Below are 25,718 nucleotides of genomic sequence, written 5' to 3' on the forward strand. Positions count from 1 at the left end.
CGATTCGACGGGTGATTCAGTCGAGTTCAGTCGAAAAACCAACTAATGTAGATTACTCAGTACCGTTGGCACGCCGGTCAAACACGTCGAGAATTGGTTCGGGCTCCTCTAGGTGTGGAAGTCGCAATTCCTGATCGGGACACTCGATGACGACTGTTGACGTATCGAGCCGATCGTGGAGCCGACCCCGTTCGACGCGTAGTCCGGTTTCGTCCCACGGTTCGATCCGCCACAGCCGCGTTCGGAACAATCGATCGTACGCGAGGATCGCCTCGTCGGACACGCGGTACTCGACGCCGCCGTGCCGTAAGCCGTAGTCGATCGTGAGAAGCCCCGTCGAAACGACGAGACTGGCGCCGACAAGAGCGAGAACGAGATTCCAGACGCCTCCGAGCACGAAGAGGGTCGAAACGAGAAGGAGAAACCCGACGATGACCAGCGCACCCGGATGGCGGCGGACGTTCGTCGTCGAAATCCCGCCGAACAGTCTCCCCAAGAGCGTCGGTCGCAGTCGCTCGTCGACAGCGCTCACTGATTCGATCGGTTCGTGGGATGGCGGCTCGTACGCCCAGCCGAGTTCGAGGGCAGACGCCTCGTCGAAGGCGGCGAGTCGCTCGCGGTATAGTCCACCGAGATCGAAGCTGAACTTCACGAGGACGATCCCGACCAAGATCGGGGGGCCGATGAGCGTCGGATCGACGGCCGTGATCGGATCGTCGGATGCGACCGAATCCGCGGCGAGGCCGACGAACGTCGCCGTGAGCAGCCCGCCGATACCAATCACCACCGCACGTATGAAAATACCCTGAATTGCCGTCTGGGCGCTGTGATCGCGGTATCCTTGTCGGTGAAAATACTCGATGAGCGTCGAGGCGCCTTCGCTGAGAAAGATGCCGAACGAGGAGAGCACCACCATCTCCAGCGCGTCCGATTCAAGCGTATCGGGACCAATAACGCCCACAGTCGTGACGCCCGCAAAGAACCAGACGAGTGTGAAAACGGGAACGGCAACGGCGAGGACAGGCAGCGTCGAGAGCCGAATCCCGAGATCGGTGAACGGAACCGGAATCGAAGTCCGTTTGCTCGTCAGCGCGCCTGCGATCAGCGGATCCGACTCGAATTCCGACGGTCGACCGGCAAATAGCGCTTTAACCAAGGCCCAAAAGGAGAGGATCCCGAGTTCGAACCAGTAGAGGAAGACGAGTGCAGCGAGATCCCACCCGAGAGCGACGACGCCAACAAGTGGAAGCGCGTTCGCAACGATGACGGCGATCGTCTCGGATGAAGGGCTGCCGTGCTGCCCGTTCTCGAAGGGGACCATCCATCGAATGTGCCGGTCGACCGAGACAAATATTTGATGAAAGCTGTACCGTCCGAAACGGTTGTGCGGCCTTCACGACGGAACCGGCTACACCACAACGTGGACGTCCTGTGGCCTGGGCGATGTGCAGGTTCCGTACGGTGGTCTCCGCTCAGAGAAATTCTTCCGCACAGACCGGTACTGGCGCGGCGGTTCGGCTTGCAGCGGTGCTTGAACGATCGACTGGACGGCCTCCGACACCACTTCGATATCGATTCCCTCGCCACCGATGTGAGCGACGGGACGCTCAACGAAGCCCATATCACCCTGACAGCGAGGTCGCGTGGTCACGGTGGCTTGCCCGTTGACATCGTGACTTCACGCTCGATTTACGGGCGAAAATCGCCTGACAGCGGCGGGGAGAAGTGCTCCGTCAGGGATTCGAACCCTGGTCCTTGCCGTGAGAGGACTCAGTATGCCTCTATAAAAGGTTTTTGGCACCCGGTTTGACCCTTTATATCGTACCGTCTGTTTTCGTCCGTGTAACCGTCTCTAACGGGTTCGAGATTTATATAACAGGGTGGAATTGCCGGAAAGGCAATGGCGGTTCGCTTGATTCTACCAAGGTCCTTGCCCGCAGTGGGTCAATCGGCGGCAAGGACCTGGGGTTGTAGGGGTTTATACCGCAACCGCTCAGACGCCCGAATTCCGGTACATCCTACCCCGGTTGACCGCCGATCTTTATAAGCGAAGTCGGAACCGACCCGACTACAGACGAATATCGGGGTTTACCCGAGGTAAATGTAGATCCGATCGCCCAGAAAGCACGCACGCGTAGCGCCCCTCGCTCAGTTCGCATGTCCATCGAGACACCACATCCGATCGAAGGCGACGAACCGACTGACTCGACCGCCGCCGAACGGGCGAACGAAGCTGCCGGGAACCAGCCGAACCCTCTCGAATTCGAGCCGTGGGAGGACATCGGTCGCACCCTCCTCAGCGCGCGCCTCGAACGCGCTAGCGAGGAGGCCGTCCGCGACGCCTTCCGACAGGCGACGTCGCGCATCGCCGACGGCAACGAGCTGACCGAAGGCGACATCAGAGGAATGTACTACGCTATCGAGGACGCAAAGCGAGCGGTCGAGTTGGCAGCGGCGGCGTCACCCGAGACCGCACCGGCCCCCGATCTCTGGGAGTTCCTCTCCGAGGAAAACAGACAGGCGTACGTCGAGGAAGTCGAACAGCGAGGCGGCCACTGAGAAGCGGTTCCGTCTGCCGGTTCACCGTAATCACGAATCAGTCAGACGAAGGAATTTCAGACTTCCGACCCCCCGACGAACGTATTTCACCGATGACGCGGCAGGCACTCACGTGTTGAACCCTCAGCGCTCGTTCGTCCGACCGCTGCTCGCCTGGCACGAAGCGAACGGCCGGCATCAGTTACCGTGGCGGGATCCCGACCGCTCGGCGTTCGAGATCCTGGTCGCGGAGATACTGCTTCAGCGGACGACCGCCGCGTCCGTCGCCGGCGCGTACCTTCCGGTAATCGCTCGGTACCCGTCGCCCGAAGCCGTCGTCGCCGCACACCCAGAAGCGATCGAACGGCGAATCGCTCCGCTCGGTCTGGCCAAACGAGCGGAGTTCATCTGCCGAAGCGCGGAGCGGTTGCTCGCGCGGCACTCGGGAGACGTCCCCCACCGATACGAAGACTTGTTGGGACTCCACGGTGTCGGGGCGTACACCGCGCGCTCGGTCCTGATACACGCGTTCGACGAGGATATCGCGGCGGTGGACACGAACGTGCGCCGCCTGATCTCCCGCTTCTTCGACGTGCCTCCGGACTCGCGGGCGCTCGCGCGTCTCGCTGACGCGCTCGCCCCCTCTCAGCGCGGGAGCGAGTTCCAACACGCGATGCTGGACTTCGCCGCCGACGTCTGTACCGCTAGCACGCCGAAGTGCGAGACGTGCCGGCTTATGGAGCACTGTCAGAGTTCCGGGCACGCGGACTGAGCAATCGCTTGATCAATCAACGAGCCGCGTTTCGTGCTCGCAACACGCAGTCTGTTGCCCTCGACTAGAATATAGAAATCATAATTTCCGAAATCACGATTTCCGAAATCACAGATTCTATTTAGGTGGGCGCGTTGGGAGATGTATGAAGCGATTCGTCGATCGGGACAGAGAACTCGACCAACTCACAGACTGCTACGAGTCCGAGCCGGCAGACTTCGTCGTGATTTACGGTCGCCGGCGTCTCGGGAAGAGCGAGCTCGTCCGCCAGTCCATCGAGGGCCGGGATGACGCCGTCTACTATCAAGCGATTGAATCGACTGCAGAGAACCAGCTTGAACAGTTCGTCGACACCGCCACTGCACAGTTCTCCTCGCTGGGCAACGTCCGCCGCGACTGGGAGGTACTCCTCGAAGCACTTGGCGAGGAAGATGCCATCGTCGTCATCGACGAGTTCCCGTTCCTCATCGAGGAGGACGAGTCGCTGCCTTCCCGGATTCAGCGCGTCTGGGACATGGAATTACAGGAGACAGGGATGACGCTCGTGCTCGTCGGTTCGTCGATCAGTGTGATGGAAGACAAGGTCCTCTCCGGAAGTGCACCGCTGTACGGTCGGCGGACGGCGACAATTGACCTCAAACCTCTCGACATGGCCGACGCACGTCAGTTCTTCCCGGAGTACGATCCCGAGACCGCCATCACTGCATGGTCGATCTACGGCGGCACTCCGTACTATCTCCAGACCATCGACTCCGACCAGCCCTTAGGAACGAACGTCCAGCAAGCGATTCTGTCGGAGCGCGGGCTCCTGTACTCTGAGCCCGAGTTCCTACTTCGTACCGAACTCCGGCAGCCGAATACGTACTTCAGTATTCTCCGCGCGCTCGCTCACGGGCGTCGCACCCCGAATGAGATAGCGGGTATGGCCGGTGTGGATTCGGGATCGCTCAGCACGTACCTCCAGAAGCTTCGCCGACTCCGCCTCGTCGAACGCCATATCCCCGTGACTGAATCACCGAGAGCCTCGAAACGCGGCCGGTACCGAATCGCTGCACCCCTGTTCCGATTCTGGTTCCGGTTCGTGTACGGGAATCAGGACCAGCTTCGAATGCTCGGCGACGACGCGTACGACGAAATCGTCACACCCGAGTTGGCGGATTACGTGAGCCCGTTGTTCGAACGCCTCTGCCAGCGGGCACTCTGGGATCTTGTAGACCGCCGGTTCCGCGATGTCGGGCAATGGTGGTTCAAGGAACACGAACTGGATGTCCTCGGCCTCACAGACGAGGGACTCGTCGCCGGCGAGTGTAAGTTCACCTCTCGACCGGTAAGCGAAGGTGTCCTCGCCGACCTCGAACGAACAACGTCAGAAGTACGATGGTCAGAAGGACCGGCAAACGGAGAGACGCTGTACGTCTTGTTTAGCCGGGGGTATACCGACGATCTTGAACACACCGCTGACACGCGTGACGACGTCCGCCTCTTCGACCTGTCCGATCTGGTCAGTACTGATAGAAACGAGTGAACAGTAGGACTTCCAGTGACTTCGACGGTTAGCCGTGGATCACTATGTTTCTCCCTGGTGTACCTCAATGTCGGTGCAGTCCGGTATATGCTCAGAGTAACACGAGATTGATGATCCACACCACTCACAGGTCTGTTCTCGTCGAAGCGCGGTCTCCATATTGATAGTCTGTCGGCAGTGGAGACAGTGATCCATTTCTCGTGGTGTTTGTTGATGACACCGCGGACATTCAACCGGAGCCGTAGCATCTGGCTCTTCTTCTTCGTCGATTTCTAAGCCGTGGACACGAGCCACTTCTCGGCCAGTATCGTCTGCAAACACAGACACGTATCGTGAAGCGACGTCGCTTCCGCGAGTCCAGCCATGGTGATCTTCAATATGAGCTTGATTCAGGCCGCGAGAAGCCAAGTGAGACGCACTGCGGAAGAGCCCGATTTCAACCCGTACGCGGACGAGAGACAGCGATCGTCCTCGACCCCGCGTGATGAATCCAGTAGCTCGTCAGGACATCCTGGAGGGCACCACATCGACGCGGTCATCGACGACACGCAGGAAGACCGCGTCGACATCACCAGGAAAATACTGTCCGAAGAGATCTAAACGAGTTTAGCGGGTGGCTACGTTCACCCCATCCGATCTAACGCGTTCTGACGGTCCTCGACGGGGGCCTGATCGTATTTCATCGTCGTTTCCGGGCTCTTGTGTCTGAGTTGGGCCTGCGCGGCGGCGAGGTCCTCCTCGCGGGTCATGTAGGTGCCTGTGGAGTGCCGGATGGAGTACCAGCTCATCTGGCGGTCCTCGTAAGGTATCTCCGCCTGGTCGCAGAGGCGACGAAGCACTTGACGCAGAGGTGACGATCCGTACGTGTTTCCGCGTCGGGTCAGCCAGACGGCGTCGGTATCATCGTACTTCGGATCGGTTTCGCGCTGTTCGAGCCACCGGTCGAGGGTCTCGGCGGTCCGTTCCTGCAGCCCGACGACCCAGTGACCCGTATTCTTCGATGACTGTTCTTTCGGGATGCGTAACACGGCGTTCTCGATGTCCACCCAACTCGTCACGGCGCGTTCGACCTCGATCGGGCGGAGCCCGGCGTCGAGACTGACGGAGACGAGGCTCGGGATTTTCCAGCCGTTGACCTCCTCCCAGTCGTCCGGCGTCACCGCCGATTTCGGTTTTTCGAGGCGCTGTGCGAGATAGGCCTTCCACCGGTCGCGCTCCTCGGCGTCGAGGCCCTTGTACGCCGGGACGCTCCCGTGTTCGAGTGCGGCCTCGCGGATGAGGCCGCGTTCTTCCCGAGTCAGGTAATCTCGCGGCGCGGTCGTCTTATGCCCCGTACTGAACGAGAGCTCCGGGTTCCATTCGTCGAGACCCTGTTCGTGTTCGCGCCACTTGTAGAGCATCTGAAGCGCCTTCCGGCAGTTGTCCTTGTGAGCGTTGCTGTGTTCTTGTTTGGCGAGCCACATCAGATACGCGTCGGCGTGGTCGTGCGTGACGTTCGTCGTGTATCCGTCTTCGTAGTCCCACACCCACCGGTAGAACTGGTCCATTCGCTGAGCGCGGTTACTGACCGTCGTTCGGGCGTACCCGTCGGCTTTCTTCGGGTCTTTCCCGAACACGAGGAGCCATTCGAGGCACTGCTCGCGCTGGTTGCGGTAGTCGATTTCTTGCCGCTCGTTGAGGAGTTCAGCAGCGGGTTCGGTGACGACTGTGATCCCCTCTAGAGGGGTCGTTGCCTTGTCGGCGTTCTTCATTGCCGGTCACCTCGGAGGGAACCCAGGTCCTTGCCCACCAGTTTTACCCAATCGCAAGACGGCGTCGGGTTCAGTCCATCGAACCGCATTGCCGCTGTGATATAGCTAATCGCAATACAGCGGCGGGTTCGGTCGGTCCATCGAAGCGCATTGCCCGTGAACATATGTTTGTTTCACCTTTATTCACGGACGAAAACTACAGGACGGCGAGAGGATGAGGATGCTCCGTCAGGGATTCGAACCCTGGTCCTTGCCGTGAGAGGGCAAGATGATTGGCCGGACTACACCAACGGAGCCATCTTGCACTCCCTGCTATCGCCGGGATGTGTAAAACGGTTCCGTTTTTCCCCCGCCGTGCGGTGGTGTCCCGAATCCCGTAGGGGCGAGCGCTGGTCCGCTATTCGGTGTCTTCGGTGTCGTCCGTATCGTCGCTCGAACCGTATTCGTCGATCACGTCCGTGATCTCCTCTTCGGAAACAACCCGATAGCCGTCCGCCGTGACCGTGGCGACGGTCACACTCTCGGCGTCGAGGTCGTCGTTGGACTCCAGAAGTGATCGAACGGCGATTTCGACGCCGTCGTCGATCGAGAGATCCTCGGCCCAGTTGGATTCGAGGAACTCTTGGATGTCGTCACGACCCGAGCCGATCGCGACCGCCCGCCACTCCTGCGGGGCCCCCGAGGGATCGGTCTGATAGAGACGCGGTTCCGACCCCGTGTCGTCCATCCCGGCGATCAGCAGTGCGGCCCCGAACGGTCGGGTTCCCCCGTACTGCGTCGTTTCCTGGATCTCGTCGGAGAGCGTCTTGGTGAGCGTTTCGACGCCGAGCGGTTCGCCGTAACGTAGGCGGTTCCGCTGGGCGGCTGTCCGCGCCCCGTCGATCAGTCGGCGGGCGTCGGCGACGTGACCGGCCGACGCCGCTCCGAGGAAATCGTCGAGCTTGTGTAACTTCTCGATGCTGTCGCCCTCCATCAGCGGTGAACTGGTCCGTCGCTGTGCGGCGAGTACGACGCCCTCGGCGGTTCGGATTCCGAGACTCGGAGCCCCGCGCTTGACGGCCTCGCGGGCGTACTCGACCTGGTAGATACGCCCGTCCGGGGAGAAGAGCGAGGTCCCCCGGTCGTACGCCTGCTGGTCGTTTCGGTTCATCTACCCCCACTCCGACCCGTGGACGGATAAAGCCACCACCGGCACACGTTTTTACCGGAACCGTAGCCCGTGCCGTCCGACAGTATCAGGAGTCGGTTTCGACCACGTCGGCTCCGGGCGCATTATCCTTGACGCTCTCGACGCCCTGCTTCGCCTTCTGTTTCGTCGCGTACCCCTCGCCGCTGTCGGCGATGATGTTGCCGTTTGCGTGGACGAGTCGCCAGCGATACTTCTCGGATCGATCCTCGTACACCTCGAACGTCGCGCTCATACGACAGAGGATGTGATGGCGCGAGGCAAAAGCGTACCCCCGGCGTCACCAGGGTCGGTCGAAGGCACCGAGATCGATTCGGCTCACTCGTCTACGCGCTCGTACGTCGCGAAATCGAACTCTTTGTGGGACTCACGCGACGTCTCGACCCACTCGTCGTCGTCCCACGCCGGAAAGCGCGTATCTCCCTCGTAGACGTCGTGAATCTCGGTGAGCACGAGCCGGGTCGCGTGCGGGAGGAACTGCTCGTAGACGCGGCCGCCGCCCGCGACGTACGCCGTCTCGACGCCGCGCTCCTCGGCGTCTGCGGCGGCCCGTTCGACCGCCTCCTCGACGGAGTTCGCGAGCACAGCCCCCTCGGGAAGGTCGAGCGACTGCGAGGAGAGCACGACGCTCGTCCGCTCCGGGAACGGCTCTCCGAGGGTGTCGACGACCGTCTCGTAGGTCTTGCGCCCGACGATGACCGGGTGACCGGTCGTCGTCCGCTTGAAGTACTGCAGGTCCTCGCTGAAGTGCCACGGCATCCCGCCGTCGCGGCCGATCACGCCGTTCTCCGCGACCGCGGCGATCAGCACGATGTCGAGGTCGGCATCGATATCCGCGTCGCCGGCGCGGACGTCCGTCTCTGCCGTCATCACTCCGCCACTCCGAACCGGATCCCCGGCGCGGGATCGTACCCCGAAAGTTCGACGTCGTCGAAGGACAGCTCGTTCAGCGGGACGTCGGCGACGTCGATCGTGGGCCGCTCACGCGGCTCGCGGGCGCACTGTTCGAGCAGTCCGGGAACGTGATCGTACCGCTCCTCGCCGTCGGCCTCCGGCGGAGCCGCTTCTTCGAGCCACTCGCGGACGTCGCGGTACCCGCTCCGGTCCTCGACGGCCGCGACCCGCGACTGCAACGCCTCGAGGTTGTCGGCGTACCACGCGCCGCGCTCGCCCGCTCCGCAGTAGATGTGTGAGTCGACGACGGTGTGGGCGAAGCTGCCCGGCTCGAATCCGGTCCGCTGGGCGATCGCCGTCGCGAGCAGCGAGTACGCCGCGATGTTGAACGGAATCCCGAGCGCGACGTCGCCGGAGCGCTGCGTCAGATGGACGTTCAGCTCGTCGCCCTGGACGTTGAGGACGAACGTGTAGTGACACGGCGGCAGCGTCGAGACGGCGGCGTTCGCCGGGTGCCACGCGTTGACGACGATACGTCTGGAGTTGGGGTTCTCGCGTAGTTGATCGAGGACGTACCGGATCTGGTCGAACGTCCCCTCGTCGTTCACCCAGCGATGACCGTCGTCGGGCCAGGACTCGCCGGAAAGCCCCTCCTCGGGAACGGGGTACCGCCGCCAGAAGCGCCCGTAGGCGGTGTCGAGGTAGCCCTCCTCGTCGGCCCAGGCGTCCCAGATGCCGGTCTCCTCGCGGAGGTTCCGGATGTGCTCCTCGCCCGAGAGATACCAGACGAACTCGTGGATCAGCGAGTTCCACCGCGCGCCCGAGAGGTCCTTCGTCGTGAGCAGGGGAAAGCCCTCAGAGAGGTCGACCTCGTAGTGGCGGCTGAACGCCGAGATGGTGTCCACGCCGGTTCGGTTCGGCTTGTGTCCCCCGGTTTCGAGGACGTCGGTGACGAGGTCGAGATATTGGCGCATAGTGACGGTTGGCCTATGCTGATGCGCGGGTAATCTTGATTGTTCGGGTCCGACGGGGAGCGCAGTCCGACGCTTAAGTACCCCGGCCGCGAACGGCTCTCCGATGGCAACGCTCGCAGAGCCCGCGGTGCTCGCCGCCGCGAAGGAGACGCTCTATCCCGACCTCGCGGAACGGGACGACCAGTACGCCGTCACGGAGACGCAGTTCACCGCCGACTCGTGGGGCGGGTGGTCCGTGCCCGAGGCGGTCCGCGAGCGACTCCGCCCCTTCAACTCGATTCGACTCGAATCGGGCGAGCCCGATCTGCTCGGCGTCGGCCCGCCCGCCGGCGAGGTGCTGGACGCGTCGGTCGCGAGCGCGCCCGTCGTCGCCGTCGAAGCGAAGGGACGCCGGGAGAGCGGAACCGTCGAGGTCGCGCGCGGCATCGAACAGGCCCACGCGCGGCTCTCGGAGGTGAACCTCGGCTACGTCGCCGCGCCGGCTACGAGCGTCACCGACACGACGAGATCGCTCGCGCGCCAACTGAACGTCGGCGTCGTCGGCGTCGAGGGCGCGGAGACCGCGACGGTCCTCGAACCCCCGCGCGTGACCGGCGCCGGCGAGTTCTCCACGGGCGTCGAGGCGATCCGGTTCCGGGCGCGCACTCACCGGCTGACCGACGGGAGCTTTCCGGTGAACCACCCGAAGAACTACCTCGGCTACCCCCTCGCGGTCGCGGCCGACGCCGACACCGAAGCGACGTACGAGGAGCACGTCATCAGGCTCGCGGGGGACGGCCGTCGGGGCGCGATCCTCCTCGGGCTCGTGGATGGCCGCGGCGTCGAACGGCTCACGCACCTCGGTCGCGAGGTCGTCCGCTTCGCGCGCGCCGAGTGCGGGAGCGTCGAATCGGCGCTCGCCCGCTTCGACTCGTGGACGGGACGGTCCACGCGGTTCACGGCGCTCGCGCCCCGCTGGGCGCAGCTCGCTCGGAGCGTGACGATGGGGTACGAGCCGACGCGGCTCGTCGTCGAGGCGCTGGAGCGGCTCCACGCCGACGGCGTCCGGCCGGCGACTCTGCCCGAGGTCGCGGCGGCGGCCTGCGAGATCAACCGCCCGCTGGCCGTCGAGGTGTTCTTCACCGAGGGCGGCCGCGACGCCGTGCTCCGCCGCGACGGGACGCTCCGGTCGGACGCGCTCGACGACCCGAGAGTGTACAAATCGGGGATCCACTTCCAGTACAAGGCGCAGCTCTACCACGTCGGGCTCGTGACCGAGCGCGGGACCGACGACAAGGCCGCCGCGCTGGCGGACGCGTGGGCGCTCGAACACCCGGCCGGACCGCGGTAACAGACCCGGAGATAGGGAACCCGGAGGTACCCAGAGATAGGGAATCCGGCGGCACACCAGAGATAGCGAACCCGGCGGTATATACGCGAGGACGGGACCAGCACCGCCGATGGAACGGAGCCTCCGCGTGGTCGTCGACGATCAGTCGTTCGTGATCACCGGCGTCGACCGGGACGAGTGGGACGGTCTGAACGACGCCTGTCCGGCCTGTGGCGGCCGCGAGTTCGAACACCTCTCGACCGCCGGCGGACGTTACGGGGTGCAGGAAGGCACCGCTGTGTTGCGCTCGGAACTCTGGGACGCCGATCGGCCGCTCTTCACTCGCTGTCGGGAGTGTAGAGAGGTCCTGTACAAACACCCGGCCTTCGAGCTCCTGTTCGGGCCCGACGCCGATGGGATTGCCGGCGGTAGTGTGCAGTGAAAGACGCGAAGGGAAGCGGACGATCGATGCGGAAGCCGTCGAACGGTCGCCGCAGAGTAACCACCAACACCTATACGTCGCCCCGCCGTCGCGGCGGACGTGATCACGCAGGGGAGCGGAACCGACGGACCGGATCGAGACGGGGCGACGGCGTCACCGGAAGAGACGGTTACCCGCGACGGCGAAGCGAACGCCGGCCGAGACCGATCGGGAGGATCCGACGGGTGGCTCTACGGGTGGGCGCTCGGCTACGGGGCGGTCGGCGCGGCGTCGCTCCTGGTGCCGCTGTACGCAATCGACCTCGGGGCGGGCGCGCTGATCGTTAGTCTGATCGCCGCGACCGCCGCGTTCGCCGGGGTTCCCGGTGCGATCCTCTGGGGGCGGCTGGTGACGCGAACGCGACGCCGACGCCCGTTCATCCTGGTCGCGCTCGGACTCGCGGCGGCCGTCTTTCTCTCGCTCCCGTTTCTCGCCTCGCCGTGGACGGTACTGCTCGCGAACGCGGCGCTGTGGTTCGTCGTCGCGGCCGCCGCGCCGGTCCTGAACGTCATCGTCGTCGAGGGGTACGAGCCCTCGAAGTGGACACAGCGGTTCGGACTCCTGAACCACTATCAGGGATACGGCTGGCTGGCCGGACTCGTCGCCGGCGGCGTGTGGTCGAGCGTCGCCGGCACGCGGTTCGCTCTCTCTCCGCTCGCGGCGAAGCGCCTGTTCTTCGTGCTCGGGGCTGTCGTCACGCTCGGTGGCGTCGCGGTCGTGCTGCTCCGGTACCCCGAGCCAACGACGATCTCCGATCGGCGGTTCAGGCGGCTCTCCCGTCGGCTCCGACCGACCGGCGGGACAACCACGCGCGCCACGTGGGCCGTCCCGTTCGGCCTCGGACGGATCCTCTGGGGCCTCCGTGACCTCGGCTTCGGGCGGGCGAACGGCAGCGGACCGACGGCGCGCGCCGTCCTTTCGCGGTTGCGGAGCCGGTTCTCCGGCGGCCTGCTCAGATATCTCCTCGGGGCGACCTTCTTCTTCGCCGGGTTCTCCGCGTTCTTCGGACCGCTCCCGGCGTACCTCGTCGACTCCGGGTACGCGACCGACGAGGTGTTCGCGCTGTTCATCCTGAGCGCCGCGGCGTCGGCCGCGGCGTACGCCAGTGCCGGGGCGGCAGCCGCCAGGTACGAGCCCTTCCGTCTGCAGGCCGGCGCGTTGCTCTTTCGGGCGGGGTCGTTCCCGGTCGTCGCCGTCGTCGGGGCCGCCGTCGCGCCCCCCGCGGGACTGATCGCCGTCGGGATGCTCTTTCTGGCTATCGGGGGCTCTTGGGCGGTCATCGCGGTGACCGCGACCGGACTCGTCTCGGGGTTGGCCTCCGATTCGGTGCGAGCGGAGGCGCTCGGGGTGTACACCGCGGTCGGGAGTCTCGGCGGTGGTGTGGGCAGCGTCTTCGGCGGCGCAATCGCCGACTGGATCGGCTATCTCCCCGCGTTCGTCGTCGCCGGCGGGTTGGTCGTGGGCGGATTCCTCGTGGCCGCCGGCGCGAAACGCGCGACGGCTCCGGCCTGAAAATCCGCGGTTCGGAGCCGACAAGGCGTAGGCCGGCGGCGGACCGAGAGGCGGCGGAGACTACGCCGCGCTCTCCGTTTTCGTCGGCGAGATCCAGACGACGAGTTCGTCGTCCCGACGGACGATTCCCTCGATGAAGTCGCTTCGCTCCATCGGCGGGTCCTCGACGTCGTTCATCGAGACGCGGAGGACCTGGTCGACCTCGTCGACGAGCCAGCCGATCGCGGCCTCGTCCTCGAACTGCTTCGCGTCGAAGATCACGATACGGCTGGCCTCACCCGTCTCCTCGACGTTCAGCAGCGTCTTCGGGTTGACGATCGAGGTGGTCCGACCGCGGAGGTCCATAACCCCCTCGACGAACTCGGGGGCGTTCGGAACGGACGTGAGCGATCCGCGGTCGACGATCTCGGAGACGTAATCGATGTCCACGCAGTACGTTTCGCCCCCCAGCTCGAATTCGAGCACCTGCATCTGGCGGGCGGTGACGTCGCCGTCGTCTGTCGCGGCGGGGTCGGACGCGCCCGCCGCCACGGGTTGTTCTTGTGACATAGTGGCGTCGCCGGCGACCCCGAGGGGTCACCGGTTGCTACGTCCTGCTGGGGCGGAGACCGACAATAAATGTACGCACGCTATTATCACGGCTGATTCTCGCCGGCGAGCGCTTAAGTCCCCCAGTCCGGAAAATCCGATAGAGATGAGCGGGCACGAACACGCCGTCGGTCGGCGGGACGGCGGCGACGAAGACGGGAGCAGCGGGCGATGAGTGCGGCCTCTGAGCCGGGGGGCGGCGACGATCGGACGCGGGCGGTCATCGTCGACGACTCGCGGTTCATGCGGACGCTCATTCGGAGCCTGCTCGAGGAGGGCGGTATCGAAGTCGTCGGCGAGGCGAAAGACGGGTCCGCCGCGCTCGAGACGGTGCGCGAACACGACCCCGACGTCGTGACGATGGACATCGAGATGCCGACGATGAACGGACTCGAAGCGGTCGACGCGATTATGGCCGACCACCCGACCCCCGTGCTGATGCTCTCGGCGCACGCCGAGGAGGACGCCGACGTGACGTTCGAGGCGCTTGATCGGGGCGCGGTCGACTTCGTGACCAAGCCGGGCGGGGAGGTCACGTCGTCGATGCCGCGCGTCAAGAAGGAACTCGTCGAGAAGGTCGAATCCGCCGCCCGCGTCGACCTCTCGGCCAACGCCCGTGCGTCGATCGGTGACCGAGAGACGGGGTCCTCCGGAGCTGGGCGACGGGCGAGCACCACGGAGACAGACCGCGAGGCCGACGCCCGCGGCGAATCAGCATCGACCCGCGGCGGGGTGACACGGGAACGGTGCGGCGGCACAGGCGGCGCGCGAGCGTCGGGGAAGACTGCAGGAACGGAGGCCGGAGGTTCGCCGACGGACACCGCAGGTGGTACGGGGCCGTCGTCGACCGAACCGTCCGCGACCGCCGATCGATCGATGCCCGAGGCGGGGGCGGCGTCGACGCCGGAGGCCGACTCGGGGCGGACCTACCCGGACGTCGGCACGCTCGTCGTGGGCGCGTCGACCGGCGGGCCGAACGTCGTCGAACGCGTCCTCGCCGGGCTTCCCCGAGCGGCGAACCTCCGGGTCCTGGTCGTCCAGCACATGCCCGAGGGCTTCACCTCTCGGTTCGCCACCCGACTCGACGACCGGTCGGCGTACACCGTCCGCGAGGCCGAATCGGGCGAACGGATCGAGGCCGGAGCGGCCCGGGTCGCCCCCGGCGGCACCCACCTCCTCGCCACGGGCGACCGGAGCGGTCGGTTGAAGCTCGAACTGACCGACACCGAGCCGATCCACGGCGTCCGACCGGCGATCGATCTGACGATGGCGTCGGCCGTCGAGACCGTCTCCGGTTCGCTGTGCGGGATCCTCCTCACCGGGATGGGTCGCGACGGCGTCGACGGGATGGAGCGCATCGACCGCGGCGGCGGCCACACCATCGCCCAGGACGAAGCGACGTCGGCGATCTTCGGGATGCCGCGTCGAGCGATCGAAACGGGCTGCGTCGACGTCGTCGCACCCGCCGAAGAGATCGCCGAGAACGCACTGCAGTACTTCGCGGAGGAGTAAGAGATGGACGACGAACTCTACCAGGAATTCATCACCGAATCCGAAGAGAGCATCACGCAGTTGAACAACTCGCTTCTGGATCTGGAGTCGAATCCCGACGACACCGAGGCGATCGACGACATCTTCCGGCAGGCGCACACCCTGAAGGGGAACTTCGGCGCGATGGGGTTCGACAACGCCGCGAAGGTCGCCCACGCCGTCGAAGACCTGCTCGACGCGGTCCGAAACGGCGAGATCGAAGTCACCCACGAGCGGATGGACCTCGTCTTCGACGGGATGGACGAGATCCTCGACATCCTCCACGAGATCGAGTCCGACGGCGAATCACAGCGAGACCCGAGCGGCCTCGTCGACGACATCCGCGCGGCCGCCGCGCCGGACAGCGATTCGAGGGCCGACTCCGACGACGGGGACCGAGCGGCCGACGCGGGGAGCGAGACGGCGGCCGAAGCGGAGTCGGAGTCCGCCGCCGACGAAGCGTGCGACCTCGCGGCCGACGTCCTCGACCTCGACGACCCCGAGGTCGCGGAGGCCGATCACCTCTACCACGCGAGAATCGAACTCGACGCGGGCGACATGAAGGGCGTCGACGCCGGACTCTTCGTGGGAGGGCTCCCGGACGATCTCGCAGTGGTCGGGGCGCGGCCGGATCTGGAAGAAATCGAGGAGGGCGAGTTCGACGAGGACTTCGTCGTCTTCGTCGCGGACGTGCCCGAACTGGAACTCGAACCGCTCCTCGAAGACCTCTGGAAGGTCGAATCGGTGACGCTGACAGACGTATCCTCTCTCGTCGGCGGCGAGCCCGCGACCGGAAGCGCGACGAGCGAGGGCGAACCGGCGTCGGGAGGGTCGTCATCGACGGAATCGCCCGCCGATATCGGTGAGGCGGCGTCGTCGGACTCTCCCGAGACCGAGGCGGCAGCCTCGGCTGGGAGCCCATCTCCGAGCGAGGATTCGGGCGTCGCAGACTCCGAAGCGGTGACGGGCGACGTCGACACCGACTCCGCCGCCGCCGCGGTCGACGCGGTCGTCGACGCGTACACCTCCGGCGGTTCGTCGACCGGAGACATAGACGAGAGCGGTGCAGAGGGCGACGGCGACGACGCCGGGGAAAGCGGATCCGAAGCCGCCGCCGGGGGCGGTTCCGAGACCGCCGCCACCGAGCGCGGATCCGGTGAGGACGGCGCGGAGGCGGATCCGGACGTCGACGGCGGCAGCGGTGAATCCGACGAGGGTGGCGACGACGGTCGCGGCGAACCCGGCAACGCCAGTGACGACCGCACCGACCGATCGGATTCCGGAGCGGGCGACGGCGGAGATGGATCCGGCGGTGACAGCGGGACGGACGACGCAGACGGCGAAGAGACGCCGTCGATCCAGGAGGTGAAGTCCGTCCGAGTCGACGTCGACCAACTGGACGAACTCCACAGCCTCGTCGAGCAGCTGGTCACGAGCCGGATCAAGCTCCGGCAGGCGGTCGGCGAGGACGAGACCGCCGGGCGAGACACGCTCGACGAGCTGGACAAGATCTCCTCGAACCTCCAGGACACCGTGATGGACATGCGGCTGATCCCGCTGAAGAAGGTGTTCGACAAGTTCCCGCGGCTGGTGCGGGACCTCGCCCGGGAGGAGGAAAAGCGGGTCAGCTTCTCCGTCGAGGGCCAGGACATCGAACTCGACCGGACGATCCTCGACGAGATCTCCGACCCGCTGATGCACGTGCTCCGGAACGCCGTCGACCACGGGATAGAGACTCCGGAAGAGCGGGAAGCGGCCGGCAAGTCCAAGACCGGATCGGTCGAGTTGCGCGCCGAGCGCGAACACGACACGGTCGTCATCACCGTCGAGGACGACGGGGCCGGCATCGACGCCGACGTGATCAGAGAGAAGGCCTCGGAGAAGGGCATCCGTCCCCGCGAGGAACTGGCGGAACTGCCGGACGAGGAGATCTACGAGTACATCTTCCATCCCGGGTTCTCCACCAACGAGGAGATTACGGACGTCAGCGGGCGCGGGGTCGGGATGGACGTCGTCAAGACGACCGTCGAGTCCCTCGACGGGTCGGTGAACGTCGACAGTACCCTGGGAGCGGGGACCGAGATCTCGATCCGGCTGCCCGTCTCGGTCGCGATCATCAAGGTGCTGTTCGTCCAGATCGGCGACCGTGAGTTCGGCGTCCCGATCAAGTACATCGACGAGATCTCCCAGCAGACGCGGATCCAGCGGGTCGACGGCGCCGAGGTGGTCGTCCACGAGGAGAAGATCTTCCCGCTGATCCGACTCCGCGAAGCGCTGGAACTCGGCTCCCGACGCGCCGACTCCGGGATGATCGTCCGGGTCCGACCCGCGGACCGACAGGTCGCGCTCCGCTGCGACGGCGTCGCGCGACAGGAGGAGGTCGTAGTGACCCCACTACAGGGACCGCTCCGGGGAACAGAGGGCCTCTCCGGGACCGCCGTCGTCGGCGACGGCAACGTCGTCCCCATCTTAGACGTCAATTCGCTTCCGATCCCCGACGAGGGCAAACAGGCGCGTCGGCAGTGGGCGCCGCCGGAGGACGACGGTGCCGAGGCCGAGGGGGCCGCCGACTGATGGCCCTCGGAACCGACACCGACGGGACGGACGGGTTCGACGAACTGCTGGAGTTCGTCGAATCGTCCCTGTCGTTCGCGACGAGTTCGTACAACCGCTCGTACCTCGACCGGCGGATCTCCGCGCGGATGCGGCGGCGGGACGTCGACGAGTACGACGCCTACCAGGCGCTGCTCGAAGACGACGAAGAGGAACAGGAGGCGCTGTTGAACGCGCTCAGCGTCAACGTCACGAGCTTCTTCCGGAACCCCGAGGTCTGGGAGGGACTCAGAGAGATCATCGCGGAACTGAGCGAGCAGGGGCGGACCCGGATCTGGAGCGCCGCCTGTTCGGACGGTCGAGAGGCGTACTCGGCGGCGATGCTCGCGCTCGACGACGACCGGATCGACGACGACCGGGTCGAGATCCTCGGGACCGACATCAAGCCAGAGATCCTCCGCGCCGCGCGTCGCGGGGAGTACCACGCCTCGGAGACGAACGACCTCGAAGAGCAACTCGAACCGCTGGCGGACAGCGAGCGGTACGTCGAACGGGAGGGCGACACCTACAGCGTCACCGACGAGGTACGGAACCTCGTCTCGTTCCGGCGACACGACCTCGTCCAAGAAGACCCGCCGCGGACGTTCGACCTCGTGATCTGTCGGAACCTGTTCATCTACATCAACAAGGGAGCCAAAGAGGCAATCTTCGAGACGCTCGGTTCGGCCGTCGAGCCCGGCGGATATCTGACGATCGGGATGACCGAAACGGTCCCCGCCTCCTGTCGGGACCGGTTCGAGCCGGTGGAGAAGCGACTCAGAATCTACCGCGACACCGCGAAGAAGGAGACGTCGCGATCTCGGAGGTGAGGGGCCCGTGAAACCAGGCGAAACGAAGATCGCGGACTCGCGCGGGCGGTTCCTGCAGGCGCTCCGCAACGGCCGCGAGCGCAACGACGCCGCGTGGACGAACGGCCGTATCCTGCTCTCGAACCGTCGGATCGTCCTGGCGGGCACGGGCGGCAAGCGGACGTTCCTGCTCTCGGAAATCGATCACATCGGCGGCCGGTTCGACGTCAACCAGCGCGTCGCGACCGTCGCCGACTACCTCGCGCTCCAGTTCGACGGCGGCGAGGACGTCGTCCTCATCGCGCCGGCGGAGTTCGAGGAGTTCAAGATGGATCTCTACGACGCGATCCTCTCCTCGACGCAGTTTCTCGTCCGTCACCCCGCCGTCGAGGGCGGCGTCGTCCAGAACACCGAGTGGGTCGGTGGCCGAATCAAGGTCGAAGGCGACGCCGACGCGGAGGCGCAGGCGGTGAACATCGCGACGGTCACGGGCACGTTCGTCGAGATCCCGCTCGACGACATCGGCGACATCGCGATCGGGCGGCGGACCGTCAGAGAGGAACAGCGCAAGGTCGTCGAGGTCGAACACTCCGACGAGTCGACGAGCGTCCAGACGTACATCTCCGGCCCGGAACGGCCGGTGAGTGTCCTGAGCTCGCTGTTGCGCATCGGCGAAGAACAGACCGAGACGTCGCTGGATCTCTCCCGGCAGGACAAACAGGTACTGATGGCGCTGTACTCCGGCGTCTCGCCGTTCGACATCCCGCAGTTTCTCGGAATCGACGTCGATCAGGTCGAAGAGCTGTTCGTCCGGCTGATCGACCACGACGTCCTGGACGAGGTTCGGATCCGCCACGAGGTGGAACTGAACGCCAGAGGCCGGTCGATCGCGGCCGACGCGATCGACGAACACGGCGCGGAGATGTGACGCGAGAGGGGCGTGAACGGAGACGGCCTCCCGCAGTTGGAATAGATATCACCCCCGCGCCATCGACAGGATCTCCGTCCGCGCCTCGCTCGCGCAGTCGCGACCGCCGCGCCCGAAGTGCAGGGTGTTCTCGTTCACCGGATCGCTGAGCAGCCCGCCGCTATCGATCGGCACGCCGACCTGCTCGATCTGGAGGTAGCCGATCGTGACGCCCTTCGCGAGGTCGATACCGCTGATCTCGTCGGCGGGGATCGCCTTATCGTCGAACCGCGAGCGAGCGACGCGCTCGATGCGGACGCGATCCGAATACACGATCAGGGTCCCGTCCTGGAACTCACAGATCAGCGTGGCGTCGGGATGGCGTGCGCTCGGAGTCGTATCGCTGCCGTCACTGTCGCCTCTCTCCCCGTCGTCGTCGCTACCCCACGGGAGAATACCCATCGGTCGCTCATACTCCCGTGGGTCGCAAAAGCGTTCGCCCGTTTCCACTCGACGACTCACGGGCAACCGTCGAAACACCGCCTCGGCGACGAGGGTTCATATACGAACGAGCGGCCAGGGGTGCTGTGACGTAGGAGCCACCCCGCGTCGGGTCGCGGTCGCTCGGCACGTCGACGCGGGGTCAGCGGGAACGGGGTGCGTTTCCCCGTGCGTGTGCCGACTGTTAGCCGATTTCGACGATCGCTCGGGTTATCGTAGAGTTTCCACCGACTTCCACTTCCCCGTCACTCACCAGACCACTCGGCGTCCGAGAGCGTCCGCTGGACCGCCTCCTCGCCGACGGCGAACGCCAGCGCCTCGAAGCCGCGTCGCTCCGCGCGGTCCCGGGCGTTCGCGACGAGTCGGGAGACGATGAACTCCGGCGTCGACTTCCCGACCGTTCCGAACCGCGGCTGGTAGTCGACGCGGAGTTCGAGATCCTCGGTCAGTCCCTCGGCGAAGATGCCGTCGATCCGCGCCTCCGGCGGGAGCGGGCTGAGGTCCTCCGCCAGGTGCGTCACGTAGACGCCGAGCGCGTCGCGGTCGACGGTCAGATCGACGAGGCCGTTGAGCAGGTCCGCGGCCCGACCGGGTTCGGTGATCGCCTCGAACTCGTCGACGAGCATCAGCGTCCGCTCGCCGGTCGACAGCGGCGGCACGATCGATTTCAGCGTCGATTCGAGGACGCCGGCGTTGAAACTGGCGTGCCGTCGGTGGAACACGATCGTGTCGAACCGGCCGACGTCGGCGCGTTCGGCCGGGACGGGCAGTCCCATCGACGCCAGGAGGACCACCTGTGCGAGCGTCTCCAAGAGCGTCGTCTTCCCGCCGGAGTTCGCGCCGGTGAGGACGGCCACCCGGTCGCCCGACGGTGGCTCCGGATCCCCGCCGACGTCGTGCGTGCCGACGCCGTACGTCACCGGCTGGACGTCCCCGGAGAGCGTGAGGTTCCGCGCGCCCGCGACCGCGAGCCCGTCGTCGACGAGCCGTGGCCTCGTCAGGTCGTGTGCGGCGGCGAAGCGACCCAGCGAGAGGTCGAACGCGATCTCGGAGACCGCGTCGACGGCGACGTCGACGTCCTCGCGCGCGGCCTCGACGTCTCCGCGCAACTCGGCGGCGACGGCCTCCTCGCGTTCTTCGACCTCCGCGTCGAGTTCCGACAGGAGCTTCCGCAACGAGGTCGAGGCGAAGTCCGCCTCGTCGTGGGCATCCTCGGCCACCGCGGCTTGCACGCGGCCGCGTCGGACGTCCGTCTCGCTTGCGACGTACTCGACGAAGGCGGATCGGAACTCCTCGAAGCTCCGGACGCCCCGCTCTCGGACGGATTCGAGGACGTCGAGCGCGCTCGACTCCAGTTCGGCGACGGCGTCCCGACGCTCCCGGGTCCGGTCGAGTTCCCGATCGGTGCCGGGCGCGACGGTCCCGTCCTCGTCGACGGTTCCGAGCGCGTCGACGGCGGTCCGAAGCGCCTCGTCGTCGAGGTCGTCCAGCGCGCCGAACGTCCCGCCACGGAGGCCGGCCTCGCGGAGCGCCAGCGCCGTCTCGACCGCGACGCGGTCGGAACCGCCGGCGTCGTCGTAGGCGTCGAACGCCGACCGGACCGCCCCGCGGTCGTCCTCAGCGAGGTCGATCCACGCGTCGCGAGCGGCCAGGACGCGGTCGAGACGGGCCCCCCGTTCGGCGACGTCTGCGAGCGGGGTCAGCACCCGAATCCGATCGGCGGCGTGCTCCGTGAGGGCGTGCTCGCTCGCGAGCGTCAGCAGATCGTCGTAGACGTCGCGAGCGTCGCGCGTCCCGAGTGTCTCGATGCCCGCCGCGCCGTTGGCCCGTCGGAGGATCCGAACTGCACGCCCCCGCGAGATTCCGGCATCGGCGAGCGCGCGGATGTTCGCGCTCTCGATAGCCTCGACCGCCTGCTCGACGCCGAGGGTCTCCCGGAGCCGTTCACTCGTCTTCGGGCCGACTCCCCAGTAGTCCTCCAGTCGCATACCCGCACCTCCAGCGGAATCGTCTTGTAGGTTGGCGGTCCGACGACGATACCGGGCGCTCGCTGGGGGCCTGAACCGCGGTCCTGCCCTGGATTCCTACAGCGAGGAGACACGTCGCGACCGGGCGTCGCGGACGGCCGCACCCTCGCGGATCGCGTCCTCACAGTGGGGACACACGCGCGCGTTCTCGAACCCGTCAGGGGCGAACACGCGAACGTAGTCGCGCGAGACGAACGAACCGCAGTTCTGGCACTCAGGCATAGGGCTCCACCTCGGTGACGAATCGGTTGGTCATAGCCACCTATGCCGAGGGTTCCCATACGCCTAACACGGGACCCTACGTAATTAGGGCGATCGGAGCTAGGGCGGACGCCGCCGAGTGAGGGGCAACTATTTCACGATGGAATCGCTCCGTCAGCACACGCAGTAATGGTATCTGAGGGAGTTTCTGACGGCATCGAAGGGGTCTCCGACTCGGCGGACCAGGTCGACGACCCTGTCGTCCTCGTCGTCGACGACGACAGAGACCTCGCAGACACCTGCCGGTACTGGCTCCGCGACGACTACGAGGTTCGAGTGGCCTACGGCGGGGAGTCCGCCCTCGACCAGATGGACGAGACCGTCGACGTCGTTCTCTTGGACCGTCGAATGCCGGATCTCTCCGGCGACGACGTCCTCGACGAGATCGACGCGCGGGGGTACGACTGCCGCGTCGCGATGATGACCGCGGTCGAGCCCGATACCGACATCGTCGAGATGCCCTTCGACGAGTACCTCGTCAAGCCGGTCGACGAGGACGATCTCCGAGAGACCGTCGAGGAGCTCCTCGTCCGCTCGGAGTTCGACGATCGGATCAGAGAGTACTTCGCGCTGGTGTCGACGGAGACCGTCCTCGACGAACGCGACGTCAACGAACTGGGGAACCCCGACGTTCTCGACGATCTGACGGAGCGGGTCCGAACGCTCAGAGACGAGCGCGAGTCGGAGATCCGCGAGCGCGAACGACAGTTGGGCCGGATCCGGAGGATAAACGACTTCATCAGAGAGATCGACCGTGCGCTGGTCGACGCGACGACCCGAGAGGACATCGCGGACACCGTCTGTGCGTCGTTCGACGCCTCACCCTACGAGGGCGCGTGGATCGCCCGATACAACCGCGCGACCGACACCGTCGAGCGGCAATCGGCGTCGGATTCGATCGCCGCCCCGTTCGGGGGCGAGGAGTTCGGGTCGCCACCCGTCGAGAGCGACGAGACGCACTCGGCCGTCGGAAACGGCGTGAGGGCGGAGGCCGTCGAGGATACGCCGACCGCACCCGCCGACGTCGTTCGGGAGGCGATCGACACCGGAACGGTCGTGACCGCGACCGTCTCGCCGAGACACGCCGGCGCGGTACTGGCGGACAGCGACCCGCCGGACGCCGAACGGAGTCTCGTGGCGGTCCCGATCGGGTACCGCGAGACGGTCTACGGTGCGTTGGTCGTCTACGTGCGCGGTGCCGTGACCGACGAGGAGCGCTCGATGCTGCGAGACGTCGGCGAGACGATCGGCCACGGAATCAACGCCGCGGAGTCGAAGCAGTTGCTCTACAGCGACACCGCGGTCGAATTGGAGTTCGGGCACAGCGACACCCGCGACGTGATCGTCGATCTCTCCCTGGAGTTCGAGACGGCCGTCAGACTGGAGGGGACGGCACTCGCCGACGGCGGCGTCGTCTCCTGCTACGTCGCCGTCGAAGACGCCGACCCCTCGGCGGTGCTGACGGCGATCGCCCCGCTGGACGCACTCGTGGATGCCCGGATCGTCACTGAAGGAGACGACGAGGCGGTGATCGAACTCCGACTGACCGAGGCGTCGGTCGTGGTGACGCTCGTCGAACTGGGGGCGACCGTCGAGTCGTTCACCGCCGCTCGCGGCGAGGGCCGACTCGTCGTCCGAGTTCCGACGGGATCGGACCTGCGAGCGCTCACCGACGCCGTCCAGTCGTCGTATCCCGACGTGTCGGTGGTGGCCAAACGCGAGGTCGAGGACGCGGTGCAGTCTACCGCGTCGTTCCGTCGGCAACTCGACGAGAAGTTGACCGACAGACAGCGCGACGTGATGGAGACGGCACTCGCCTCCGGGTACTTCGAGTGGCCGCGGGGGAGCACGGCCGAGGAGGTCGCGTCGTCGCTGGGAATCGCCGCGCCGACGTTCCACGAGCACCTCCGGTCCGGCGAGCGGAAGCTCGTCGAGGCGTTCTTCTCGGAATCGTCGGACGAGCGGCGAGCGGGAGAACGCGAGGGGGACGGGCCGAGCGACGGGGACTGATGCGGGCTCTCGTCGTCTCTACCGGCCGCCGTGCCTCGCTCAGGCGTCGTTCATCCGCTGGGCGCGTTCGTCGCCGCAGGCGCGACACTTCGTCACGCGGTAGGGTTCGCGCGAGAACGCGCGGTTCGTCTCCTTTTTGCTCTCGGTCTTGAGTTCGATCGAGACCTCGTGTGGCGTCCGGGATCCGCACTCCTCGCAGTACTCGGTCAGTTCAGTCAGCGTCGATTGGCTCTTGGACATCGTGGTTCAGTACCTGAACGAACGGACGAAATCCCAATCACTACCGACCCTACAAGGTTAGGGTTCGACGTCGACGACCGCAAGAGAGATTTCAGAAGAAGAACCGCAGATCGACGCTCACACGCCTCCCTGTCGGTAAATGAGATTCCGCTGGATCTCGTTCGCACCCTCGTAGATGACCGGGATTCGGACGTCGCGGTAGACTCTGGAGATCGGGTACTCCTCGAGGACGGAGCGGCCGCCGTGAAGTTGCATCCCCCGCTCCGCGCAGTGCATCGCCGTCTCGGTGGACTTCGTCTTCGTCGCGGCCGCCCAGAACCCGGCGTCCTCGCCGTGCTCGACTTTGTGCGCGGCGCGCCAGTTGAGCGCCCGCGCGGCCTCGAACTCCATTCGCATATCCGCGAGGATGTGCTGGGTCGACTGGAAGTCCGCGATGTCGCGGCCGAACGCCTCCCGGTCGTGGACGAACGCCCACGTCTCTTCGATGGCACGCGCCGCGAGGCCGATGCCGTGTCCGCCCACGACGACGCGGCCGTGGTTGAAGAAGTCCGCGAGCACGTAGAACCCGCCGCCCTCGGTCCCGACGAGGTTCTCCTCGGGGATCTCGCAGTCGTCGAAGACGATGTGTCCCTGCTTGGAGGCGCGCATCCCGATCTTCTCGGGGATGTGTTCGGCCTCGTACCCCGGCGCGTCGGTCTCGACGATGAACATCGAGTAGTTCGAGTACCGGTCGTCGCCGTCGCCCGTCTTCGCGTACACCGTCAGCCAGTCGGCCTCCACCGCGTTTCCGATCCAGTACTTCTCGCCGTTGAGCACCCAGCCGTCGTCGGTCCGCTCGGCGGTCGTCGTCATTCCGGCCATATCCGACCCCGTCTGCGGTTCCGAGACCGCGAGCCCGGAGATCTGTTCGTTCGCAGCCACCGGGCGGAGGTACTCGTCTTTCTGTTCTTCCGTACCGTACTTTTCGACGATCTCACACCCGAACGACGCCAGCATCAGCGTCAGCGCGATGCCGGCGTCCGCGGCGTAGAACTCCTCGTTGATCGCGAGGATCTGTTCGAGGTCGTATCCCTTCCCGCCGTACTCCTCGTCGATGTCCTGTGCGACCAATCCGGCGTCCATCCCCGCCTCCAAGACTTCCCAGGGGTACTCCGCCGAATCGAAGTACTCATCGGCGTTCGGTCGGATGTGCGCGTCGGCGAACTCCCGGGCTTCGCGTTTGACCTCGCGAGCGTGCTCCGGCACCACGGATTCGTCGAGAAGATCCATACGGGACGCTCACGTGCCACGAGCAAATAACTCTCGGAACTT

Annotated in this window: 24 protein-coding genes and 1 tRNA gene; 12 read left to right on the forward strand and 13 right to left on the reverse strand. The window is 65.8% G+C overall.

Annotation, left to right across the window (positions count from 1 at the left end; translation table 11 throughout):
* Positions 1–52: 52 nt before the first annotated feature.
* Positions 53–1,321, reverse strand: a complete 1,269-nt coding sequence (locus NO876_RS05850; protein ID WP_256420751.1) for a DUF6498-containing protein — start codon at positions 1,319–1,321, stop codon at positions 53–55.
* Positions 1,322–2,157: 836 nt separating this feature from the next.
* Here NO876_RS05850 and NO876_RS05855 point away from each other — a divergent pair.
* The 4 genes from NO876_RS05855 (at position 2,158) to NO876_RS05870 (ending at position 5,435) form a co-directional block, all read left to right on the forward strand.
* On the forward strand, positions 2,158–2,559 hold the full coding sequence (locus NO876_RS05855; protein WP_256420752.1) for a hypothetical protein: 402 nt from the start codon (positions 2,158–2,160) through the stop codon (positions 2,557–2,559).
* A gap of 112 nt (positions 2,560–2,671) precedes the next feature.
* Positions 2,672–3,310 carry an HhH-GPD family protein gene (locus NO876_RS05860; protein WP_256420753.1) on the forward strand — a complete coding sequence of 213 codons (639 nt, stop codon included), beginning with the start codon at positions 2,672–2,674 and terminating at the stop codon, positions 3,308–3,310.
* 145 nt (positions 3,311–3,455) lie between these two features.
* Positions 3,456–4,835 carry an ATP-binding protein gene (locus NO876_RS05865; protein ID WP_256420754.1) on the forward strand — a complete coding sequence of 460 codons (1,380 nt, stop codon included), beginning with the start codon at positions 3,456–3,458 and terminating at the stop codon, positions 4,833–4,835.
* Between the two features lie 378 nt (positions 4,836–5,213).
* Positions 5,214–5,435 carry a hypothetical protein gene (locus NO876_RS05870; protein WP_256420755.1) on the forward strand — a complete coding sequence of 74 codons (222 nt, stop codon included), beginning with the start codon at positions 5,214–5,216 and terminating at the stop codon, positions 5,433–5,435.
* Between the two features lie 23 nt (positions 5,436–5,458).
* Here NO876_RS05870 and NO876_RS05875 read toward each other — a convergent pair whose 3' ends face one another.
* From NO876_RS05875 to thyA, 6 genes are all read right to left on the reverse strand, one after another.
* Positions 5,459–6,586 carry a tyrosine-type recombinase/integrase gene (locus tag NO876_RS05875; protein WP_256420756.1) on the reverse strand — a complete coding sequence of 376 codons (1,128 nt, stop codon included), beginning with the start codon at positions 6,584–6,586 and terminating at the stop codon, positions 5,459–5,461.
* A 221-nt stretch (positions 6,587–6,807) separates the two neighbouring features.
* Positions 6,808–6,882: transfer RNA gene (locus NO876_RS05880), tRNA-Glu, on the reverse strand.
* 101 nt (positions 6,883–6,983) lie between these two features.
* Positions 6,984–7,736, reverse strand: a complete 753-nt coding sequence (psmA, locus tag NO876_RS05885) for an archaeal proteasome endopeptidase complex subunit alpha (protein ID WP_256420757.1) — start codon at positions 7,734–7,736, stop codon at positions 6,984–6,986.
* Between the two features lie 85 nt (positions 7,737–7,821).
* Positions 7,822–8,007, reverse strand: a complete 186-nt coding sequence (locus NO876_RS05890; protein WP_256420758.1) for an HVO_2922 family protein — start codon at positions 8,005–8,007, stop codon at positions 7,822–7,824.
* A gap of 83 nt (positions 8,008–8,090) precedes the next feature.
* A complete protein-coding gene (locus NO876_RS05895; RefSeq protein ID WP_256420759.1) occupies positions 8,091–8,642 on the reverse strand; it encodes a dihydrofolate reductase in 552 nt (183 codons plus the stop codon).
* Positions 8,642–9,640, reverse strand: a complete 999-nt coding sequence (thyA, locus tag NO876_RS05900; protein WP_256420760.1) for a thymidylate synthase — start codon at positions 9,638–9,640, stop codon at positions 8,642–8,644. The genes NO876_RS05895 and thyA overlap by 1 nt, the downstream gene beginning before the upstream one ends.
* A 103-nt stretch (positions 9,641–9,743) precedes the next feature.
* Here thyA and NO876_RS05905 point away from each other — a divergent pair, with 103 nt between their 5' ends.
* The 3 genes from NO876_RS05905 (at position 9,744) to NO876_RS05915 (ending at position 12,942) form a co-directional block, all read left to right on the forward strand.
* Positions 9,744–10,970, forward strand: coding sequence for a hypothetical protein (locus tag NO876_RS05905; protein ID WP_256420761.1), 1,227 nt, complete (start codon positions 9,744–9,746; stop codon positions 10,968–10,970).
* A gap of 109 nt (positions 10,971–11,079) precedes the next feature.
* On the forward strand, positions 11,080–11,391 hold the full coding sequence (locus NO876_RS05910; RefSeq protein ID WP_256420762.1) for a hypothetical protein: 312 nt from the start codon (positions 11,080–11,082) through the stop codon (positions 11,389–11,391).
* A gap of 99 nt (positions 11,392–11,490) precedes the next feature.
* On the forward strand, positions 11,491–12,942 hold the full coding sequence (locus tag NO876_RS05915) for an MFS transporter (RefSeq protein WP_256420763.1): 1,452 nt from the start codon (positions 11,491–11,493) through the stop codon (positions 12,940–12,942).
* Positions 12,943–13,002: 60 nt separating this feature from the next.
* Here NO876_RS05915 and NO876_RS05920 read toward each other — a convergent pair whose 3' ends face one another.
* Positions 13,003–13,413 carry a chemotaxis protein CheW gene (locus tag NO876_RS05920; RefSeq protein ID WP_256420939.1) on the reverse strand — a complete coding sequence of 137 codons (411 nt, stop codon included), beginning with the start codon at positions 13,411–13,413 and terminating at the stop codon, positions 13,003–13,005.
* A gap of 288 nt (positions 13,414–13,701) precedes the next feature.
* On the opposite strand from NO876_RS05920, the gene cheB reads away from it, so the two are divergent.
* From cheB to NO876_RS05940, 4 genes are read left to right on the forward strand one after another with little or no spacing between them, the layout of a single operon-like run.
* Positions 13,702–15,042 carry a chemotaxis-specific protein-glutamate methyltransferase CheB gene (gene cheB / locus NO876_RS05925; RefSeq protein ID WP_256420764.1) on the forward strand — a complete coding sequence of 447 codons (1,341 nt, stop codon included), beginning with the start codon at positions 13,702–13,704 and terminating at the stop codon, positions 15,040–15,042.
* Between the two features lie 3 nt (positions 15,043–15,045).
* On the forward strand, positions 15,046–17,634 hold the full coding sequence (locus tag NO876_RS05930; RefSeq protein ID WP_256420765.1) for a chemotaxis protein CheA: 2,589 nt from the start codon (positions 15,046–15,048) through the stop codon (positions 17,632–17,634).
* Positions 17,634–18,482, forward strand: coding sequence for a CheR family methyltransferase (locus NO876_RS05935; protein WP_256420766.1), 849 nt, complete (start codon positions 17,634–17,636; stop codon positions 18,480–18,482). Before NO876_RS05930 ends, NO876_RS05935 begins: the two co-directional genes overlap by 1 nt.
* A gap of 7 nt (positions 18,483–18,489) precedes the next feature.
* On the forward strand, positions 18,490–19,389 hold the full coding sequence (locus tag NO876_RS05940; protein WP_256420767.1) for a CheF family chemotaxis protein: 900 nt from the start codon (positions 18,490–18,492) through the stop codon (positions 19,387–19,389).
* Between the two features lie 48 nt (positions 19,390–19,437).
* On the opposite strand, the gene NO876_RS05945 is transcribed toward NO876_RS05940, so the two are convergent.
* The 3 genes from NO876_RS05945 to NO876_RS05955 all read right to left on the reverse strand — a co-directional run bounded on the left by NO876_RS05945 (position 19,438) and on the right by NO876_RS05955 (position 22,118).
* The gene (locus NO876_RS05945) at positions 19,438–19,830 is read right to left on the reverse strand and encodes a hypothetical protein (RefSeq protein WP_256420768.1); all 393 of its coding nucleotides are present in this window, start codon (positions 19,828–19,830) and stop codon (positions 19,438–19,440) included.
* Between the two features lie 284 nt (positions 19,831–20,114).
* A complete protein-coding gene (locus NO876_RS05950; RefSeq protein WP_256420769.1) occupies positions 20,115–21,857 on the reverse strand; it encodes a MutS-related protein in 1,743 nt (580 codons plus the stop codon).
* 96 nt (positions 21,858–21,953) lie between these two features.
* A complete protein-coding gene (locus NO876_RS05955) occupies positions 21,954–22,118 on the reverse strand; it encodes a DUF7563 family protein (RefSeq protein WP_256420770.1) in 165 nt (54 codons plus the stop codon).
* Between the two features lie 168 nt (positions 22,119–22,286).
* Here NO876_RS05955 and NO876_RS05960 point away from each other — a divergent pair, with 168 nt between their 5' ends.
* Positions 22,287–24,167, forward strand: coding sequence for a bacterio-opsin activator domain-containing protein (locus tag NO876_RS05960; RefSeq protein WP_256420771.1), 1,881 nt, complete (start codon positions 22,287–22,289; stop codon positions 24,165–24,167).
* A 39-nt stretch (positions 24,168–24,206) separates the two neighbouring features.
* On the opposite strand, the gene NO876_RS05965 is transcribed toward NO876_RS05960, so the two are convergent.
* Complete coding sequence (locus NO876_RS05965; protein ID WP_256420772.1) at positions 24,207–24,407, reverse strand: DUF7835 family putative zinc beta-ribbon protein; 201 nt, start codon at positions 24,405–24,407, stop codon at positions 24,207–24,209.
* Between the two features lie 117 nt (positions 24,408–24,524).
* Positions 24,525–25,676, reverse strand: coding sequence for an acyl-CoA dehydrogenase family protein (locus tag NO876_RS05970; RefSeq protein ID WP_256420773.1), 1,152 nt, complete (start codon positions 25,674–25,676; stop codon positions 24,525–24,527).
* Positions 25,677–25,718: the final 42 nt, after the last annotated feature.

The sequence above is a fragment of the Halobellus rarus genome, assembly GCF_024494595.1.
In the GTDB taxonomy this organism is placed as follows: domain Archaea; phylum Halobacteriota; class Halobacteria; order Halobacteriales; family Haloferacaceae; genus Haloquadratum; species Haloquadratum rarum.

What these genes read in the sequence shown, in the direction of transcription:
- NO876_RS05950 (WP_256420769.1), bottom strand. Translation starts at nt 21,857, where the DNA reads ATGCGACTGGAGGACTACTGGGGAGTCGGCCCGAAGACGAGTGAACGG.
- NO876_RS05935 (WP_256420766.1), top strand. Translation starts at nt 17,634, where the DNA reads ATGGCCCTCGGAACCGACACCGACGGGACGGACGGGTTCGACGAACTG.
- NO876_RS05855 (WP_256420752.1), top strand. Translation starts at nt 2,158, where the DNA reads ATGTCCATCGAGACACCACATCCGATCGAAGGCGACGAACCGACTGAC.
- NO876_RS05875 (WP_256420756.1), bottom strand. Translation starts at nt 6,586, where the DNA reads ATGAAGAACGCCGACAAGGCAACGACCCCTCTAGAGGGGATCACAGTC.
- NO876_RS05905 (WP_256420761.1), top strand. Translation starts at nt 9,744, where the DNA reads ATGGCAACGCTCGCAGAGCCCGCGGTGCTCGCCGCCGCGAAGGAGACG.
- NO876_RS05865 (WP_256420754.1), top strand. Translation starts at nt 3,456, where the DNA reads ATGAAGCGATTCGTCGATCGGGACAGAGAACTCGACCAACTCACAGAC.
- psmA (WP_256420757.1), bottom strand. Translation starts at nt 7,736, where the DNA reads ATGAACCGAAACGACCAGCAGGCGTACGACCGGGGGACCTCGCTCTTC.
- NO876_RS05965 (WP_256420772.1), bottom strand. Translation starts at nt 24,407, where the DNA reads ATGTCCAAGAGCCAATCGACGCTGACTGAACTGACCGAGTACTGCGAG.
- thyA (WP_256420760.1), bottom strand. Translation starts at nt 9,640, where the DNA reads ATGCGCCAATATCTCGACCTCGTCACCGACGTCCTCGAAACCGGGGGA.
- cheB (WP_256420764.1), top strand. Translation starts at nt 13,702, where the DNA reads ATGAGTGCGGCCTCTGAGCCGGGGGGCGGCGACGATCGGACGCGGGCG.
- NO876_RS05970 (WP_256420773.1), bottom strand. Translation starts at nt 25,676, where the DNA reads ATGGATCTTCTCGACGAATCCGTGGTGCCGGAGCACGCTCGCGAGGTC.
- NO876_RS05910 (WP_256420762.1), top strand. Translation starts at nt 11,080, where the DNA reads ATGGAACGGAGCCTCCGCGTGGTCGTCGACGATCAGTCGTTCGTGATC.
- NO876_RS05945 (WP_256420768.1), bottom strand. Translation starts at nt 19,830, where the DNA reads ATGGGTATTCTCCCGTGGGGTAGCGACGACGACGGGGAGAGAGGCGAC.
- NO876_RS05895 (WP_256420759.1), bottom strand. Translation starts at nt 8,642, where the DNA reads ATGACGGCAGAGACGGACGTCCGCGCCGGCGACGCGGATATCGATGCC.
- NO876_RS05930 (WP_256420765.1), top strand. Translation starts at nt 15,046, where the DNA reads ATGGACGACGAACTCTACCAGGAATTCATCACCGAATCCGAAGAGAGC.
- NO876_RS05870 (WP_256420755.1), top strand. Translation starts at nt 5,214, where the DNA reads ATGAGCTTGATTCAGGCCGCGAGAAGCCAAGTGAGACGCACTGCGGAA.
- NO876_RS05960 (WP_256420771.1), top strand. Translation starts at nt 22,287, where the DNA reads ATGGTATCTGAGGGAGTTTCTGACGGCATCGAAGGGGTCTCCGACTCG.
- NO876_RS05850 (WP_256420751.1), bottom strand. Translation starts at nt 1,321, where the DNA reads ATGGTCCCCTTCGAGAACGGGCAGCACGGCAGCCCTTCATCCGAGACG.
- NO876_RS05920 (WP_256420939.1), bottom strand. Translation starts at nt 13,413, where the DNA reads ATGCAGGTGCTCGAATTCGAGCTGGGGGGCGAAACGTACTGCGTGGAC.
- NO876_RS05955 (WP_256420770.1), bottom strand. Translation starts at nt 22,118, where the DNA reads ATGCCTGAGTGCCAGAACTGCGGTTCGTTCGTCTCGCGCGACTACGTT.
- NO876_RS05890 (WP_256420758.1), bottom strand. Translation starts at nt 8,007, where the DNA reads ATGAGCGCGACGTTCGAGGTGTACGAGGATCGATCCGAGAAGTATCGC.